The following is a 17,913-nucleotide window of genomic DNA, read 5'->3' on the forward strand; positions in this document are numbered from 1 at the left end:
CGGATCGCCGTCATCGCCGGCGTCGGCCGCATCACCGCATCTCGTCAGGAGCCGCGACCCCCAGAATACCAAGGCCCGAGGCGAGAACCAGAATGAAGGCCCTCACCAAGGCCAGGCGAGCATGGGACAACAATGCATTGTTTTCCATAATGAAGCGTAAATCCGGCGAATCCTTGCCGCGGTTCCAGTGCGCGTGGAACTCGCTGGCGAGGTCGTGGAGGAAGAACGCGATCCTGTGCGGCTGCCGCGCCGCCGCCGCCTGCTCGACCGCCCGCGGCCAGGCCGCGATGCGCTTGATCAGGGCCTGCTCGCCCGGATCCGTCAGCAGCGACAGATCCGCCTCCGAGCTTTCGCCATGCATCTCCCGCCCATTGCGCAGGATCGACTGGGCGCGCGCATGGGCGTACTGGACGTAGAACACCGGATTGTCGCGCGACTGTTCCGTGACCTTGGCGAAGTCGAAGTCGAGCACGGCGTCGTTCGAGCGGAACAGCATCATGAAGCGCACGGCGTCGCGTCCGACCTCGTCGACGACGTCGCGCAGCGTGACGAAATCCCCTGCCCGCTTCGACATGCGCACCGGCTCGCCGGCGCGGAACAGCCGCACGAGCTGGCAGAGCTCCACGGTGACGCGGGCCGCGCCGCCCGAGAGCGCGCGGCCGACCGCCTCGAGGCGCTTCACGTAGCCGCCGTGGTCGGCGCCGAGCACGAACACCATCTCCTCGAAGCCGCGCTGATACTTCGAGCGGAAATACGCCACGTCGGCCGCGAAGTAGGTGTAGGAGCCGTCGGACTTCATCAGCGGCCGGTCGATGTCGTCGCCGAACTCCGCCGAGCGGAACAGGGTCTGCTCGCGGTCCTCCCAGTCCTCCGGAAGCTGACCTTTGGGAGGCGGCAGCCTGCCCTCATAGACGAGCCCCTGCGCCCGCAGATCCTCGACCGCGCGTACGATCGGGCCATCCGGCCCGTGCAGCGTGCGCTCCGAGAAGAAGACGTCGTGGACGATGCCGAGGCTCGCGAGATCGTCCCGGATCATCTCCATCATCGAGGCGATCGCGGCCTCGCGGACGATCGGGAGCCACTCTGCCTCGGGAAGGTCGCGCAACGCGGCGCCATGGAGGTCGACGAGGGCTGTTCCGACGGGCTTCAGATAGTCGCCCGGGTAGAGCCCTTCCGGGATCGCGCCGATGTGTTCGCCGAGCGCCTCGCGGTAGCGCAGGAAGGCGGAGCGCGCGAGCACGTCGACCTGAGCGCCGGCGTCGTTGATGTAGTACTCGCGAGCGACCTCGTCGCCGGCGAAGACGAGCAGGTTCGCGAGCGAATCCCCGAACACCGCGCCGCGGCAGTGGCCGACATGCATGGGCCCTGTGGGGTTGGCCGACACGTATTCCACATTGACCTTGGCGGGACGCGCCTTGCCCGGCTTGCCATAGTCGGCGCCGGCGGCGAGCGCCGCCTCCAGCGCGCGCCGCCAGAAATCGTGGCTCATCGTGGCGTTCACGAAGCCCGGGCCGGCCACGCTGACGGCGGCCACGTCCGGGTCCTTCTCGAGCCGCTCCGCGATGACGGTCGCGAGATCGCGCGGCTTGAGCCCGAGATCCTTCGCCAGGACCATGGCCGCGTTGGTCGCGAGGTCGCCATGGCTCGGATCGCGCGGCGGTTCGACGACGACGCGGGAGAGATCCGGAAGACGGGCGATCGCGCCGTCGGCGGCGAGCGCCTCGATGATCGAGCGCAGGCGCGCGGCGAAATCGGCGAAGACGTTCATGGGCTTTCCGGGTGCCAGGGAGGCCCGGCGGCTAACGCAAATCCGGGGTCGCGTCAAACAGGCGCCGGTGTTGGGTGAGCGCGTAGCCGTCCGTCATGCCGGCGATGAAGTCGGCGACAGCCCGCGCATGGCTTGTCTCGCCGCCTCGACCCGCCTCCCGCGCCCATTCGGCCGGGAGAGCGTCTCTGTCCGCGAAATACCGATCGAACAGGTCCGACAGCACGCCGGCGGCCTCCGCCATCACGCGGTCGACGTGGGCATGCCGGTACATGCGCGCCGTCAGCAGCCGCTTCACGCCGCGCTCGGCCTCGGCCATTTGGGGCGAGAAGGCGATCAGCGCTTGGGGCGCGGACCGCACGTCTTCGATGTCCCTCGGCGCGAGCGCTTCGATCCTGCGGGCGCTCTCGGAGATCGCGTCCTCGACAAGCCGCGTGATGACGCGGCGAACGAGCTCGTGACCCCGACGATCATCGTCCAGGCCCGGATAGCGCGCATCCACTTCGGCGAGGATGTCGGCGAGCATCGGATCGTCCCCGAGCTCGTCGAGGCGAAACAGCCCGGCCCGCAGGCCGTCGTCCACGTCGTGGGCGTCATAGGCGATGTCGTCGGCGATGGCGGCCGCTTGCGCCTCCGCGCTGGCATGGCCCTCGAGCGGAACGCCGGAGCGGCTCGCGACCTCGACGATCGCCGGCGTGAGCTCCTCCCCGACGAGCGGGCCATTGTGCTTCACGACGCCTTCCAGCGCCTCGAATGTGAGGTTCAGGCCGTCGAACTCGGCGTAGCGGCGCTCCAGCCGGGTGAGGACCCGCAGCGACTGGGCGTTGTGGTCGAATCCCCCATAGGGCGCCATGCGGGCGTCGAGCGCCCGCTCGCCCGCATGGCCGAACGGCGCATGGCCCAGGTCATGGGCGAGCGCCACCGTCTCGGCCAGGTCCTCATCGAGCCCCAGCGCGCGAGCGATGGAGCGCGCGATCTGGGCGACCTCCAGCGTATGGGTGAGCCGCGTCCGGAAGTGGTCGCCCTCGTGATAGACGAAGACCTGGGTCTTGTGCTTCAGGCGCCGGAACGCGGTCGAATGCAGCACCCGGTCGCGGTCGCGCTGATATTCCGTTCGGGTCGCGCTCGGCGATTGCGGAACGGCCCTGCCCCGGCTCCGCCTCGGATCGGCGGCATAGGGCGCGCGGGGCCGCAATATCCATTTCGAGACGTCCACGCGTCCTCCGGGCTGGCGATCGCGCCGCGTTGACCACAAGGCACGGCGTGCTTACCTCTCCTGAGGAAGATGAGGCAACGTTCCTCGTCCGCATCGATCGAACGTCGCGACAGCTCATGAGCACAGACACAGTCGCCCCCGTGAACGTCACCGACCGCGCGGCCGGGCGAATCCGCGAGATCCTCGCGCAGGAGCCGCCGAACACGATGCTGCGCGTCAGCGTCCTGGGCGGCGGATGCTCCGGGTTCCAGTATGATTTCGGCTTCGACACCCAGGCTCAGCAGGACGATCTGGTGATCTCCCGCGACGGCGCGACGGTGCTGATCGACCCGATCTCCCTGCCCTATCTCGCGGGCTCCGAGATCGACTTCGTCGATGAACTGATCGGAGCGGCGTTCCGGATCAACAATCCGAACGCCACCGCCTCGTGCGGCTGCGGCACCAGCTTCTCCGTCTGAGCCGGAGCAGGACGCGATTTCGCCAGCGCGTCTTGACAGGCGCCCGCGCCTGAGTAGGTTGCGCGCTCATTCGAATTCCAGACTGCGGCGCTTCGCGCCCCGCCCGCTCGAGGTTCCGTCATGGCGAAAGCCGCCAACATCAAGATCAAGCTGCTGAGCACGGCCGACACCGGCTTCTTCTACGTGACCAGCAAGAACTCGCGCACCAAGACCGAAAAGATGGTGCTGAAGAAGTACGATCCGATCGCGCGCAAGCACGTCGACTTCAAGGAAACCAAGGTCAAGTAATCCTCGGTTTCTGAACGCTCTGAAGGCGCCCCGCGGGGCGCCTTTTTCGTTTGAGCCTCAGGCCGCGTCCGCGACCACGCGGTTCCGCCCCGACGCCTTGGCGCGGTAGAGCGCGAGATCGGCGCGCTTCAGCAGAGTTGAGGCGTCATCGGCGCCGAGGAAGCTCGCCACGCCGACCGAGACGGTGACGTCGATCGCCGCCCGCCCGCCTGAGGTCACGAAGGGCGCCTCCGCGACCTTGGAGCGGATTCGCTCCGCCACGATCTGGGCGACCGCGCCGTCAGTCTCCGGCATGATGACCACGAACTCTTCGCCGCCCAGCCGGCAGGCGAGATCGATGCCCCGGACGCTCGCCTTGAGGCGCCGCGAGAACTCGCGCAGCACGTCGTCGCCGGCGTCATGGCCATGAGTGTCGTTCACGCTCTTGAAGAAATCGATGTCGACCACGAGGGTGGAGAGCGGCCGCTGCCGCGCGGCCGCCTGATCGAGCAGGCTCTGGAGATGCATCTCCATGTAGCGGCGGTTGTGCAGCCCGGTGAGCCCGTCCGTGATGGCGAGCTCCATGCTCGCCTGCAGGTTCGACCGGAGCTGCGCCGTGTAGCGCTGGCGGCGAACCTGGGTGCGAATCCGCGCCGTCAGCTCGGCGGGATCGAGCGGCCGGATGACGTAGTCGTTGACCCCGACCTCGAGGCCGCGCAGCACCCGGGCGTTGTCGTCGGGACTTGCGACGAGAACGACGGGCGTCATGCGCGTGCGCTCCAGCGAACGGAGCTGCGCGCACAGCCTCAGCGCATCGAACCCCTCGAGGCCGAGCGAGACCACCACGACGTCGTACTCACCCTCCGCCGCGCGAAACAGCGCTTCCTGAGGGCTGGTCTCGACGTCCACCGTCTGCGAGGAGGCGAGCGCCGCCGAAATCCGTCTCCAGGAGTTCTCCCGGTCGTCGACCAGCAGCACGCGGCCGCCGAGGCCCGGATCGTTGACCGCCTCCATCAGCGCGTCCGTAAGGCCGATCTCGCGCGTGGTCTGCGCCCGGAGGCGAAGCTCGTCGCCAAGCATCTTGAGGCGCGCCAACGAGCGCACGCGAGCGAACAGGGCGACGTCCACCACGGGCTTGGTGAGGAAATCGTCGGCGCCGGCCTCGAGCCCACGGATGCGATCCGACGGCTGATCCAGCGCGGTGACGATGATCACCGGGATATGGTGCGTCTTTGGGTCCGTCTTCAGGCGGCGGCAGACCTCGAAGCCGTCCATGCCTGGCATCATGACGTCGAGAAGCACGATGTCGCATTGCGCACGGGCGCAGACATCGAGGGCCTCAAAGCCGTCGGAAGCGGTGGCGACCTCGAAATATTCGGCGCTCAGCCGAGCGTCGAGCAGCTTCCGGTTGGCCGGAATGTCGTCGACCACGAGAACACGAGCAGTCATCGGAGCGCCTCAGCCTTCGCCGAGGAAGTGCCGCACGGTCTCGAGGAACTTCGCCACCGAGATGGGCTTGGACAGATAGGCCTCGCAGCCGCCGCCGCGAATCCTCTCCTCGTCCCCCTTCATGGCGAAGGCCGTGACTGCGATCACCGGGATGTCGCGCGTGCGCTCGTCCTCCTTGATCCAGCGCGTGACGTCGAGACCCGAAACCTCCGGCAGCTGGATGTCCATGAGGATGAGATCCGGCATATGGGTGCGGGCGAGATCAAGCGCCTCGATTCCGTTGCGGGTCTCGATCGTCGCGTAGCCGTGCGCCTCCAGAAGATCGTGGAAGAGCTTCATGTTGAGCTCGTTGTCCTCTACGATCAGGACGGTCTTGGGCATGTCGATCCTGTGCTCTTCCGCGACGACGCTCGCGCCGCCCGAGTCCGCCCGGGATCAGAGTGGACGAGGGAAAATATACTCCGCCCGCCGACCTTCGCCGAACTCTCGTACTCTCCAGAAATGTTAAAGATCATTCGTTGCGAAAAGGCGAACGAACATGCTGAAGCGCCGCCCCGAAATGCCCCCGGCCGAAGCGATCGGCGCGAAGGCGCTGAGCTTCCTGGCCGGCGACATGGAGCGGCTGGGCCGGTTCCTCGCCCTGTCCGGGCTTGAGCCGCGGACGATCCGCGACGCGGCGCGCGACACGTCGTTCCTGCCGGCCGTGCTCGACTACGTGCTCGGCGACGAACGATTGCTGTTCGAGTTCGTGGAAGCGGAGGGGCTGCCGCCGGAGGCGGTGTCGCGCGCGCGCAGGGAGCTCGCGCCCGAACAGTCCTCGGACGACTGACCCGACCGCCGAGGCCGAGCGAGATGGCCGCCTCCCCTCTGCGCTTCTGTCGGGACTGCCTCGCGCTGGCCGAGCAGGAGCGGCGCTGCGCAAGCTGCGGCAGCCCGCGGGTCGCCAGTCATCCGGCGCTGGGCGAGATGACCATCGCCCATGTCGACTGCGACGCCTTCTTCGCGACGATCGAGAAACGCGACGATCCCTCGCTGGCAGACAGGCCCGTCATCATCGGCGGCGGCAAGCGCGGCGTCGTCTCCACCGCCTGCTACATCGCCCGCATCAGCGGCGTGAAATCGGCCATGCCGATGTTCCAGGCGCTGAAGCTCTGCCCGGACGCCGTGGTCATCAAGCCGAACATGGCCAAGTACGTCGAAGCCGGCCGGGCGGTCCGGTCCAGGATGCTCGCGCTCACGCCGCTTGTGGAGCCGGTCTCGATCGACGAGGCCTTCCTCGATCTCAGCGGCACCGAGCGGCTGCATCACGCTCCCGCCGCGATCGTGCTCGCCCGTTTCGCCAGGGAAGTGGAGCGCGAGGTCGGCATCACGGTCTCGGTCGGGCTCGCTTCGAACAAGTTCCTGGCGAAGATCGCGTCCGACCTCGATAAACCGCGGGGGTTCGCCGCGCTGTCGCTGGAGGAGGCGCCGGGATTCCTGGCTCCGCGGCCCGTCGGCTTCCTGTGGGGCGTCGGACCCGCCTTCGCGGCGTCGCTGACGCGCGACGGATTGCGCACGATCGGCGATCTGCAGCGCGCCGATCCGCGCGAACTCGTCCGCCGCTATGGGGAACAGGGACTGCGACTGTCGCAGCTCGCCTTTGGCCGGGATTCGCGCCCCGTGCGGCCCGACCGCGAGCGCAAGAGCGTGGGTGCGGAGACGACGTTCGATACGGACATCGCCGATCCTGAAGCGCTCGCGGCCCATCTCTGGCGATTGTCCGAGAAGGTCGCCGGCCGGATGCGGGTTGAGGCGGTCGCCGGCCGAACGGTCACGCTCAAGCTCAAGACCGCGGATTTCCGACTGCGGACGCGCGCCCAGGCGCTGTCCTCATCGACCCGCCTCGCCGGGCGGATCTTCGATGCGGCGCGAGAGCTTCTGGCGCGCGAGGCCACCGGAGTGAGTTTCCGGCTCATCGGCGTCTCGGTGTCGGATCTCGCGCCCGCGGCGGAGGCCGATCCGCCGGATCTCGAGGGGCGGGTCGCCAAGCTTGACGCCATTGAGGGAGCGGTCGCCAGTCTCCGGGCGCGCTTCGGCGGCGACGCGGTCGAAAGGGCGTTCGCTCAGCGCCCGCGCAACCGCTGACCGATCAGCGGCAACCCGGCGTCGGCTTGAAGAACTCGAGCTCCTTCAGCTCGCCGTCGAGGACGAACTCCCCGTAGTCGATGCGGAGGTCGCGGCTGAGGCCGTTCTCGTAGAGCTTGAAGCTCATCTGGTAGTCCGGCGTCTGCTCGCCGTCCGCCTTCTTGCCCCGCTCGAAATAGCTGACCGTGACCGGCCAGAACCGGGCCTTGGCGAGCTCCGGCACGCGCGCGGGCGCCTCCAGATCAGCAGGGGGCGCGTCATGGCCTTTGCCGACGACGCTCAGCGTGTCGTAGGTCTTGTCGCCGTTCTCCGAGCCGTCATAGATCCGCGCCTCCAGCAGCTGATCGCCACGCTTGCCCGCCTCGATGATCTTCACCAGGTGCTCGGTCGGAAACAGCGTCCCGGGATCGAACGCGCTCGACGCGCTGGCGGGTTTTCTGAGCGTGACCTTCAGGGCCTCGCCGGAGCGTTCCGCCCGGCCGTCCGTGTCGCGATCGAGCTGCTGGTTCAGGAAGTTCTGGGCGGTGAACCGGAAGCTCTGCGCCTTGCCGTCCTCCCACGTCGCAGACCGCAGGTCCGAGACGTTGGTGTCGCCCTCCTCGCTCGCGATCTCGGTGACCTGGCGGAAATTGAGCGCGTAGCCGTCGCAGGCGTTGCCGGTGAACTCATAGACGATCCGGCCCCGGACCTGGTCGACCTGGGTCGAACCACGGGTCTCGCGCAGCTTCAGCTCATAGACCGCTCTGTGCGGGGCAAGCGTCACCTCGGCCCGAACGGCCGGAGCCGCCGCGAGTGCAATCGTGAGAGCCGCGGCGGCGGCGAGAGATCGACGGAGCTTGATCACGAGATGACGGCCTCGCCCGGTTGTCGTTTCATTGTGCGGCGCCGTCATCTAAACGCAATCAGGGGACGGACCAGGCGCTTCGGTAATCTCGCGGCGCGGCGGAAATAGGTCCTTGGGACGGACGCGGGAGAGACGCAATGGCTGAACGCCTGCTGGCGCGGCTGACCGGACTGGGCGCCACTGTGCCGCCGGCGCTGACGGGCAATCTCGTGCGAGCGGGCGGCGGAGGATCGGCCGGCGATGTCTCCCGACAGCCGGGCGCGGCTGTGGACGCTGTCAGCGACATCTCATCGGGAGCCGGAGCTTGAAGCTCGACTGGCTGACGGCGGCGCCGATCGCCCATCGGGGCCTCCACGACGCCGCCGCGGGCGTGCTCGAGAACACCCCGGGCGCCGTGTCCCGCGCGCTTGAGAGGGGTTACGGGGTCGAGATCGACGTGCGCGAGACCGCCGACGGCGAAGCCGTGGTGTTCCACGACGCCACGCTCCTGAGGCTGACCGGGCGAAAGGGCCGGGTGGGCGAACTGACCCTGGCGGAGCTGAAGGAACTTGAGCTGATCGGTTCCCGGGAGCGCTTCTGGACGCTCGGCGAATGCCTCGAGCTGGTCGCCGGCCGCGGGGCGCTGGTGATCGAGATCAAGGCGCCGTGGCGCAAGGTTCCGGACTTCGCCCGACGGGTGGCCCAGCAGGTCTCCGGACGCGACGAGCCGATCGCCGTGAAATCGTTCAATCCCCGCGCGATAGCGGCGGTCCGTGAAGCCGCGCCTAAGCTCCCGCGCGGGATCATCGGAGAGGCCTTCGCCGACGACAATCCGGCCTGGAAGCATGTGTCGCCCCGGCGGCGCGCAAGCGCTCGCGACATCCTTCATCGCAGGAAGACGAGGCCGCACTTTCTGTCCTGGGACATGACCGATCTGCCTCGGCCGGCGGTCGCGGAGATGCGCGAACGCGGCCTGCCCGTGCTGACCTGGACCGTCACCAACCCGGCCGAGCAGGCGCAGGCCCTCGCCTGTGCGGACCAGATCGTCTTCGAAGGTTTCACGCCGGCGCGCGCCGAAGACGCCCGGACGTCCTGAAGCTAGAAGCGGTAGCCGATCCCGAGCGAGCCGCCGCGCTCGTCCAGCGCATCCTTGCCGATGGGCGTGACGAAAGCGGCGGCATAGATCGTCAGCCGCTCCGTGAGATCGAACAGCGCCGCGCCCTGCAGCTTGTGGATGCGCTGCTTCAGCGCATAAGGGCCCTTCCACCGCGCGAGGCCGATCGTATTGAAGGACTGCGCGAGCACGAGCCAGCGCGGCGCGAGGCGCGCCCCAAGCGTCGCGTCGAAGCGGAGCTCGTCGGCCGGGTGGCCGCTGCGCGCCCGGTAGCCGGCTTGGAGGTCGAGAAACCAGTGCCGCCCGAACGCTTCGAAGCTGTGCGCGACGAGGCCACGCAGGTCCAGTTGATCATCCGTCTCGCCGACGGCGGCGAGACCCTCGCTCTTCCTGGCTCCGGCGAGGGTGAACGACGCCTGCGCCGAGGCGATCCATCCCTGCGCCTCGAACACGCGAAAACGGGCGCCCAGTTCGGATCGCCCCAGCCCCTTGCGGGTGGAGGTCGTCCCGTCCTTCGCCGAAATCTTCTCGAGGGCTGAGGATCCGAAGACGGTCAGGCCATCGCGCAGACCGTATTCCGCAAAGGCCTGAAGATCATACTTGCGGTATCGGCCGCGGGACCGGAGCCTGCCGCGGCTGTCGAAGTAATGATCGCCAGCCGTCATTAATCCCGAGACAAAGAGCTTCGCCTCGCCGGGCCGCAGCGTGAACGCGCCCGCGCATGCCGGCGCCGCATCGGCCAGCAGCCACGCAGCGAAGATGGAACACGCGACCGTGCGGCCCCCTAGCCGAAACACCCGACCGCCCCCCGATCGTGACGGATGCGCCGCGCCCCTGCCCGTGGCAGGTGGCTACCGCCCGATAGTGGATCGTTCCGGGCGGCGCCCGCAATGGTTTTGATTCGCGCTCAGCTCGCCACAGAGGCGAGCTGCTCAAGATCGCGTACGAGACCGGCGCTGAATTCTGGCGTCAGGCGTCCTGGAGGTTGGGTCGCAAGCGCGGCCTCCAGCGCCCGGGCCCGGGCGCCCAACGCCGCGAGCCCGATCGTGGGAGCGCTTCCCGCGAGACCGTGCAACCCCCTCGTCAGCGCGTCGCGCGCCGCCTGAGCTTCGGGCCCATCTCCAGCGGCCGCTTCAGCAAGAGCCGCAAACTCCGCCATGCGGTCCGGGAGACCGCCAATCAGCCGAACTCTCGCGGCGGCGATCCGCTCGGCGAGGAGCTTGCGGACGTGGTCGTCCCGATCGTCCATGCACCCAGGATCCCGTGGGCCGCGGAGCCTGTCAGTAGTCCCACTGAACGGCGACGCCCGCGGAGGCGTTGCCGGCCGCGCCGGCCTCGGCGCGCGCCTTGACGTGCTTCGTCAGGTCGATGTCGGCGGTGATCGCGGTGTCCTCAGGCGTCGTGCCGGTGCGGAAGCCGAGATAGATGTTGTCCGAGATGTAGCGGCTGACGCCGACGCCGAAGCCGCCGCCCTGCCCGGCCCCGAGATCCAGGCTGTCCACGCCCAGTCCCTTGCGCAGGCTTTCGAGCGGCCCAGAGCCCCCGCCGCCCACGCCGCTGTACTCCGCGACCGCCTGGGCGAGTTGGAGGGCCTGCGTCGGCGACAGTTCGCCCGACGACTTGTTGAACAGCAGGCGGGCGAGAACCTCGTCGGTCGGCAGCGTCGGGTTGGAGGTGAAGGTGACCTGAGGCGCCGAGGCCGTGCCGGTGATGACCACCTGCGCGGTGATGTCCCCGGCCCGGGTCTCCGCCAGGAAGTCGAGCGAGGGATCGAGATCGCCGGCGAAGGAGACGGAGCCGCGGGTGAACTCGAGCCGGTGGCCGATGACGGTGATCTGGCTGCGGCCAGGGCGCAGCTGGAACGCGCCGACGGGGATCGGATTGGCGGAGGTGCCGGTGATCTTGATCTGGCCGCCGGCTTCGGCCTGCATCCCCATGCCGCGAATGAAGATGCGGTTGTCGGCCTCGACGTCGATGTCGAGCGTCGCCAGGAAGCCCTCTTCCGAGCCGCCCTTCTTCTTGCCGGCGTTGACGCTGTTGAACTGGCGGAGCACAGCCGGCGGCGCGCCCTTGTGACGGACGTTGGGCAGCGGCGTGTAGCGCGCCGGTATGCGGTCCGGGATCTGGATCTCGACCGAGCGGGTGCGGATGACGCCGCGCACGACCGGTCGCCGCGCCAGCGGACCCTGCAGCCGGAGATCCGCGTCGGTGATGGCCGTCACGATGTCGGTGCCGATCAGTTCGGCGTTGTTCGCCCGGAAGGTGATCTCGCCGGGGAAGCCCGCGCCGGGATTGACCGCGACGCGGCCCGAGCCTGAGATCGTGCCGCCGTTGCGGGTGGTGGCCCGCAGGCTCCGGACGTCGATGTTCGGCCCGTCGGCGACGATGGACGCCTGGATTCCGCGCAACTGCAGCCCTGCGGCGCGATTGAAGTAGGAGCCGTTCTCGAGCCTGCCCGTGCCGTTGACGCGCGGCGCGGTGGTCGGGCCGCCGAGCTTCACGTCGAAAGTCGCGACGCCGTCGATCCGATCGCCGGAGATCGACAACGTGTCGTTGAGGAAGGCGAGCGGGGCGCGGCCTGCGACCGCGAGATCGAGATTGCCCGAACCGAGAGGCACGGTTCCGCGCGCGGTGACGCGCAGGCCTCGGGCGGCCGTCACCACCGTATCGGTCGAGACCCTGTCGCCCTGAAGCTGTCCCCTGGAGTCGATCTGCGCGGCGGGCACGCCGGCGCTGCGCGTCGCCGCGGTCGAGAGGCTTGTGACGCGCAGCGTGTAGCTGCCGGTGGGCGCTGCGATCGTGCCGCCGAGCTTCGCGTCTCCCTGCAGCGTCCCCTGCGCGCCCAGCTCCGGCGAGAAGCCGTTGGCCAGAGCGAGCGGCACGCTGCGAAGCGCGACCGTCAGATCCAGCGGGCCGACTGAGCTCAGCCCCGCGGAGCCGTTCGCGGTCAGGCGCAGCCCGCCGCCCCCGGTCACGGCGGCGTCCGTGGTCACGCGCCCGTTGGCGAGGTCGCCCTTGGCCGTCACCGTCATGGCCGGAACGCCGCGCGCCTGCGCCGAGGTGAGGTTGGTCACGCGCAGATCGTAGCGGCCGCCCGGAGCCGCGAGCGGCCCCGTGACCCGCGCGGAGCCTGCGAGCGCGCCTCCGAGGCCGAGGCTCGGCATGAAGCCATTGGCGATGGCGAGCGGCAGTCGCGCCACGTCGATCGTGATATCCGCGTCGCCCGATCCGAGGGGGATCGCGCCCTTCGCCGTGGCGCGCACGCCGCCGCCGCCGGTGATCGCAGCGTCCGTGGTGACGCGCTGGCCCTCGAGGTTCCCCTTGGCGACGACCTGCAGCGGCGCGACGCCGCGCGCCTGGGCGGCCGTGAGATCGGTGACGGTGAGGTCGTAGGTCCCCTGCGGCGCGGCGATCGTGCCGCCCACCTGGGCGTTGGCCTTCAGCTTGCCGCCGAGGCCCAGCTCGGGCGAAACCGCGTTGGCGAGCGACAGCGGCAAGTCGCTGACGGCCACCGCCATGTCGACGGCGCCGGCGCCGCCGAGCGGCGCAGAACCCTTCGCGGTGAGGTTGATCCCGCCCGCCCCCGTCACCACCGCGTCGGTCGTGACCCGCTCGCCCTGAAGTTCGCCCCGCGCCGCGATCTGAAGCGGCGGCGCGCCCCTGGCCCGCGCTGAAGTCAGGCCCGCGACCGCAAGATCATAGGTCCCGCGCGGCGCCGCCAGCGGCCCCGACACCTTCGCCGTCCCTCGCAGAGATCCGGCCAGGCCGAGGCTCGGCTGGACAGCGTTGGCGAGCGCGAGCGGCAGTTCCCGCAGGACGACGTCCATGTCGATGTCGCCCTCGCCGATCGGCGCGGAGCCGCGCGCCGTCGCCTCGATCCCGCCGCCGCCGGTGATCGCGGTGTCCGTGGTGACGCGCTGACCCTCGAAAGCTCCCTTGGTGACGACCTTCAGCGCCGGCACCCCCTTGGCGGCGGTCGAGGTGAGGTCCGCGATCGTGAGGTCATAGTCGCCGCGGGGCGCCGTCACCGGACCCTTCACGGTCGCGTCGCCCCTGACGGTTCCGGCGAGACCGAGCTCCGGGCGCACGCTGTTGGCGAGCGCGAGCGGCAGGTGGCTCACAGCGACCGCCATGTCGACATCGCCGTCGCCGAGCGGCGCCGATCCTTTCGCGGTAAGGCTGATCCCGCCTTCGCCTGTCACCGTCGCGTCGGTCGTCACCCGCGCGCCCTGCAGGTCGCCCCGGGCCGCGACCTGCAGCGGCGGGACCCCCTTGGCCTGGCTGGAGACGAGATCGGAGACCTGCAGATCGTATGTGCCGACGGGCCGCCGAACAGGGCCCGAGAGCTTCACATCGCCTCGCAGAAGTCCGGCGAGCCCGAGATCGGAACGAAGATTGTTGGCGAGCGCGAGCGGGAGTCCCCGGATCGACGCCGTCATGTCGACATCGCCGTCGTCGAGCGGCGCGGAGCCCTTGGCGACCACGTTGAGCTCGCCGCCGGTGATCCGGGTCTCGGTGGCGACGCGCTTGCCTTCCAGCGTTCCGCGGGTGTCGACCTGCAGCGGAGGGGCGCCCTTGAGCAGCGCGGCGTCGAGACCGGAGATCCGCAGCGCATAGGTTCCGCGCGGCGCAGCGATCGGCCCGAGCAGCTTCGCCTCGCCCTGCGCGGCGCCCGCCAGGCCGAGGCGCGGGACGAAGGCGTTGGCGATGGCGAGCGGGAACGCCTTCAACGCGACGTCCAGATCAAGATCTCCGTCGCCGATCGGAGCCGCGCCCTGGACGGTGGCCTCGACGCCTCCGCCTCCCGTGATCGTGGCGTCGGTCGTGATCCGCTTCGGCGCGAGCGCGCCCTTCGCTGCGACGCGCAGCGCCGGAACGCCGCGCGCCTTGCCCGAGGCGACGTCCACGACGGTGACGTCATAGCTGCCGCTGGGGCCCGCGAGCGGTCCCGTGAGACGAGCCGTGCCGCGAAGCGTGCCGCTGACGTCCACGTCGGGCGCCACCGCGCTCGCCAGTTGCAGCGGGAGCGACCGGATCACGACGTCCATGTCGAGATCACCGTCGCCGATCGGCGCCACGCCCTGCATGGAAAGATCGACCCCGCCGCCTGTCACCACGGTCCGCGTGGTCAGACGGCGACCTTCGAGCGCGCCATGCGTGGTGATCTGCAAGGCCGGAACGCCCTGGGCCATGGCGGCGGTGAGGCCGGAAACCTTGAGGTCGTAATTGCCGCGCGGCGCTTCGATCGGGCCGCTGAGCCGCACGTCTCCGCGCAGCGCGCCGCCGAGGCCAAGATCCGGCCGCACCGCATTCGCGAGCTTGAGCGGCAGGTCGCGGATCGCGATCGTCATGTCGACGTCGCCCTTGCCGAGCGGGGCGACGCCCTGCGCCGTGACGCTGATCCCGCCGCCGCCGGTGATGGTGGCGTCCGTTGTCACGCGCGCGCCCTCGAGGGCGCCCCTGGCCGTGATCGCGAGCGGCGGCACGCCCTGCGCCCGTCCGCTGACGAAGTCCGCGACCTTCACGTCATAGGCGCCGCGCGGCGCCGAAAGAGGACCGGCGACCTTTGCGTCGCCCTGCAGAACCCCGCCGAGCGCCAGGTCGGGCATGAAGGCGTTGGCCAGCGCAAGCGGCACGGCGCGAAGGCCGACGGACATGTCGAGCTCGCCCGCGCCCAGCGGCGCGGCGCCCTGCGCCGTCACGCTCACGCCGCCGGCGCCCGTGATGCGCGTGTCCGTGATGATCCGGTCGCCTTCGAGGCGTCCCGTGGTGGCGAGCGCGAGCGGAGGGACCTTCGCCTCGCGCAACTGCGCGATCGAGAGATCGCGCCCTTTCAGGTTGAAGGTCGCGTCCGGCGCCGATGCCAGGCCCGTGACGCGGGCGTCGCCTTCGAGCATGCCGCCGAGCCCCAGGCCCGGCGTGAACGCGTTGCCGAGCGCGAGCGGCAGCGCGCGCAAGCCGACCGTGAGGTCGAGCTGGCCGCCGGCCTTGCCGGCCACGTTCAGCACCCCGCCTTCGCCCGCCCGCAGCGAGAAGGCGTCGATGAACAACTCGGAGCCGACCAGCCGCAATCGCGCCGGAGCGTTGAGCGAGCCCGTCTTGCCGCCGCCGGCCAGATCGAGGCGGGCGACGTCGATCTTCGTCTCGGCGGGGCCGTAGACGACCCGCCCCGCGGCGGACGCCGACGAGCCCTGCGCGCTCATGTCGAGCGTGACGTCCATTCCGTCGGGCGCGCCCCTGCCGATGAGAGCGAGCTTGTCGACCGCGTGGTCGCCGTAGGAGAGACCCGCGGCGCTGGCGGTTCCGTCCAGTCTGATCTTGCCCGCGGGATCGATTACGGTCGCGGCGACGTCGAGCTGACCCGCGCGGGCGCCTGCGCCTGCGAGATCCGCGCCTTTGGCGTTGATCACGACGCGCTGGACGTCTCCCTCGGCCGACAGCGCCACGTCGCCTTTGAGGCTCCCCGAAAGCTCGGTCAGCGCCAGCGCGCCCAGGTCGGAGAGGTCCGCCGCGTCGATCGCCAGTTCGCCCGTCGCGAGCCCGGTCGGCGCAACCGTGACGTCGCCCTTGATGACCGCGGAGGCGATCGTCACGTCGAGTGCCTCGACACGACGGGCCCCCGAATCCTCCGTCACGATCCGGCCGCCGCCCCGGAGCGGCTCGCCGTCGAGCGACCCGGCCACGACGAAGACGCCGCGAAGCGTGTCCGTCACGTCCGTGGCGTCGACGTCGAAGGTGAAGTCCTTCAGTGGCCGATCCATGGCGCGGCCGTCGGGAACGGACAGCCGGGCCTTGAGCCCGAGGTCCTCGAGCCGCCCGCTCAGGGTCGCGTCGACCGTCGCGGCGCCGCTCAGTCGGGAGTCGACCAGGGCCAGATCGTCGACCACGGCCCGCGCCTTGGCGTCGGCGTTCGTCTGCGTCGCGGAGCCGTCGGCCGTCAGCCGCACATGCTCGCCGGTCACGCGCAGGTCACGGAACGCGAATGAGCCGTCCGGCGCGCGCGTCACCCCGCCGCTGAGCGAGACTGCGCCGCCGGACAGCGCGTCGACCTGCGAATAGCCAGTCTTGAGCCCGCTGCCCTCCCCCACGATATCGGCCGACAGGCGCGACAGATCGTAGGTGAGGTCAAAATTGGAGGTCAGGTCGACCGCGCCGGCCAGCGGCCGGCCGGCAAGCGCCGCAAGGGTGGAAAGGTCGCTCGCCTTCAGTGTCGCCCGCCCCTTCGCAGCCTCAGGCGAGACCTGCCCGGCATAGGTCGCGACGGCGTCCGAGAGCTTGATCTCGGCGCGGCGCACGTCGGCGTCGCCCCGCAGCGTGGTGGCGCCTTCCGCTGACAGGGTGAGATCGCGCCCGAGCGTGAACAGTCGGTCGTCCGCGAATTTGACCCCGGTCGCGGTCGCGTCGATCACGGCGGAGACGCGCGTGTCGTTCCGCGCCAGCGGACCGTCCGGGGTCGCGGTCAGGACGATGCGCGCCGTCTCGGCGCCGCCCTGAGGCGCGGCCAGGCCGCCGCCGTCGATCGTCGCCTTGACCTCCGGATGATCCAGCGGCCCGTTCGCCGTGCCGCTGGCGGCCAGCGAGACCCAGCTCAGGCCGGTCGGCAGCACGCCATCGAAGCGTCGGACCTCGCCGGCCTTGAGGTCGTAGGAGATCGCGATCGTCTCCGCCGTGGGATCGACGGTTCCGCGCACGCCGGCCTGGAGCGATCGCGCGTCGAGCGTGACGTCGCTGATCTGGATCGGCCCCTCGTCGGGCGCGAGCGCCTCAGCCGTGAGCCTGGTCGTTCCTTCCACCAGCGACGCGTAGGCGGGCTGAACAAGACGGCTGACGTCGCCGTTGAGGCCGATCTTGATGCGGCGCGCCTCGCCTTCCCGGTTGACCTCGGCGGCGCCGTCGATGCGGCCCTGCTCGCCGGCGATCAGAACGAGTTGCGCCCGCAACGCGTCCAGCGTGCCGGACCCCTGCACGCCGACATTGATCGGCGGCAGCCCCGGTATCTCCGCGAGACGGGCCACGAGACCGCCGGCGGGCTCGCTCCCCTTGAGCGTGAGCTCGACGCCGTCGGTGGCGGGGATGAACCTGCCCTTGCCCTCGATCTGCCCCGCGACGCCGTCGATGCGGCGCAGCTCGAATTCCGCCGCGACGCCTTCGGACGGCTGGCGGATCGTCGCGGACGCGCTCGCCGACAGTCTCGCGGGAACGCCGATGACGGGCTGGGCGAGATCCAGATCGGCCAGCAGCAACCGGCCCAGGCGGATCTCGATGGGCAATTGCGGGAACAGCGGGGCGTCCGGATCGACCGGAACGTCCGGCTCATCGGACGGCGGGATCTCCGGCGTCCGGGCCACCTGGACGTGCCCGACATCGACCAGATCGATGGTCAGCTTGCGGGAGAACAGCTGCAGCGGCGACCAGACGATGCGGGCGCGGTCGACCGCGAGCCACTCGCCCTCGCGGTCGGCGAGCCGCAGGTCCCGAACGGTGAGATCCGTCGGGAACGAGCCCTCGATCTTGCCGATCGAAATCTTCGCGTCAGGAGAGCTCGCGTAGCGCGAGGTGAGGCTTGCGACCGTGGCGAGGCCCGGCGCTGTGGTGAGGTAGAGAAAGGCGGCCGCCAGCACGACCACCGGGATCAGCAACAGGACGCCGAGCACGAGAAGGGCGCGCTTCAGGATGGCCATCAGGTCGCCTCCCCCG

14 protein-coding genes are annotated in these 17,913 nt (G+C 69.9%); 6 read left to right on the forward strand and 8 right to left on the reverse strand.

Annotation, left to right across the window (positions count from 1 at the left end):
* Positions 1-31: 31 nt before the first annotated feature.
* Positions 32-1,768 (reverse strand): arginine--tRNA ligase, encoded by a 1,737-nt coding sequence (gene argS / locus GGR24_RS14800; protein ID WP_183396151.1) that lies wholly within the window; start codon positions 1,766-1,768, stop codon positions 32-34.
* A 31-nt stretch (positions 1,769-1,799) separates the two neighbouring features.
* Positions 1,800-2,981 (reverse strand): deoxyguanosinetriphosphate triphosphohydrolase, encoded by a 1,182-nt coding sequence (locus tag GGR24_RS14805; RefSeq protein WP_183396152.1) that lies wholly within the window; start codon positions 2,979-2,981, stop codon positions 1,800-1,802.
* 116 nt (positions 2,982-3,097) lie between these two features.
* Here GGR24_RS14805 and erpA point away from each other — a divergent pair, with 116 nt between their 5' ends.
* Together erpA and rpmG are read left to right on the forward strand one after the other, a co-directional pair.
* Complete coding sequence (gene erpA / locus GGR24_RS14810) at positions 3,098-3,439, forward strand: iron-sulfur cluster insertion protein ErpA (RefSeq protein WP_183396153.1); 342 nt, start codon at positions 3,098-3,100, stop codon at positions 3,437-3,439.
* A 120-nt stretch (positions 3,440-3,559) separates the two neighbouring features.
* Complete coding sequence (gene rpmG, locus GGR24_RS14815; RefSeq protein ID WP_183396154.1) at positions 3,560-3,727, forward strand: 50S ribosomal protein L33; 168 nt, start codon at positions 3,560-3,562, stop codon at positions 3,725-3,727.
* Between the two features lie 57 nt (positions 3,728-3,784).
* Here rpmG and GGR24_RS14820 read toward each other — a convergent pair whose 3' ends face one another.
* Together GGR24_RS14820 and GGR24_RS14825 are read right to left on the reverse strand one after the other, a co-directional pair.
* The gene (locus tag GGR24_RS14820) at positions 3,785-5,155 is read right to left on the reverse strand and encodes a PleD family two-component system response regulator (protein WP_183396155.1); all 1,371 of its coding nucleotides are present in this window, start codon (positions 5,153-5,155) and stop codon (positions 3,785-3,787) included.
* 9 nt (positions 5,156-5,164) lie between these two features.
* Positions 5,165-5,536, reverse strand: a complete 372-nt coding sequence (locus tag GGR24_RS14825; protein WP_183396156.1) for a response regulator — start codon at positions 5,534-5,536, stop codon at positions 5,165-5,167.
* Positions 5,537-5,693: 157 nt separating this feature from the next.
* On the opposite strand from GGR24_RS14825, the gene GGR24_RS14830 reads away from it, so the two are divergent.
* Complete coding sequence (locus GGR24_RS14830) at positions 5,694-5,984, forward strand: DUF3572 domain-containing protein (protein ID WP_183396157.1); 291 nt, start codon at positions 5,694-5,696, stop codon at positions 5,982-5,984.
* A 23-nt stretch (positions 5,985-6,007) separates the two neighbouring features.
* Positions 6,008-7,279, forward strand: a complete 1,272-nt coding sequence (locus GGR24_RS14835; protein ID WP_183396158.1) for a DNA polymerase IV — start codon at positions 6,008-6,010, stop codon at positions 7,277-7,279.
* 4 nt (positions 7,280-7,283) lie between these two features.
* Here GGR24_RS14835 and GGR24_RS14840 read toward each other — a convergent pair whose 3' ends face one another.
* Entirely contained in the window at positions 7,284-8,123 is an 840-nt protein-coding gene (locus GGR24_RS14840) for a cell envelope integrity EipB family protein (protein ID WP_343066264.1), read from the reverse strand.
* Positions 8,124-8,260: 137 nt separating this feature from the next.
* On the opposite strand from GGR24_RS14840, the gene GGR24_RS14845 reads away from it, so the two are divergent.
* Positions 8,261-8,431: a hypothetical protein gene (locus GGR24_RS14845; protein WP_183396160.1), complete on the forward strand. Its 171-nt coding sequence runs from the start codon at positions 8,261-8,263 to the stop codon at positions 8,429-8,431.
* Positions 8,428-9,198, forward strand: coding sequence for a glycerophosphodiester phosphodiesterase family protein (locus tag GGR24_RS14850; protein WP_210286212.1), 771 nt, complete (start codon positions 8,428-8,430; stop codon positions 9,196-9,198). Before GGR24_RS14845 ends, GGR24_RS14850 begins: the two co-directional genes overlap by 4 nt.
* 2 nt (positions 9,199-9,200) lie before the next feature.
* Here the strand turns inward: GGR24_RS14850 and GGR24_RS14855 are convergent, their stop codons facing one another.
* From GGR24_RS14855 to GGR24_RS14865, 3 genes are all read right to left on the reverse strand, one after another.
* Positions 9,201-9,881: a hypothetical protein gene (locus GGR24_RS14855; RefSeq protein ID WP_246398520.1), complete on the reverse strand. Its 681-nt coding sequence runs from the start codon at positions 9,879-9,881 to the stop codon at positions 9,201-9,203.
* 242 nt (positions 9,882-10,123) lie between these two features.
* The gene (locus tag GGR24_RS14860; protein ID WP_183396161.1) at positions 10,124-10,465 is read right to left on the reverse strand and encodes an Hpt domain-containing protein; all 342 of its coding nucleotides are present in this window, start codon (positions 10,463-10,465) and stop codon (positions 10,124-10,126) included.
* Positions 10,466-10,496: 31 nt separating this feature from the next.
* Positions 10,497-17,897 carry a translocation/assembly module TamB domain-containing protein gene (locus tag GGR24_RS14865; protein ID WP_183396162.1) on the reverse strand — a complete coding sequence of 2,467 codons (7,401 nt, stop codon included), beginning with the start codon at positions 17,895-17,897 and terminating at the stop codon, positions 10,497-10,499.
* Positions 17,898-17,913 lie beyond the last annotated feature (16 nt).

Origin of the sequence: Hansschlegelia beijingensis, from assembly GCF_014196425.1 — a bacterium.
GTDB classification, from domain to species: Bacteria; Pseudomonadota; Alphaproteobacteria; order Rhizobiales; family Methylopilaceae; genus Methylopila; species Methylopila beijingensis.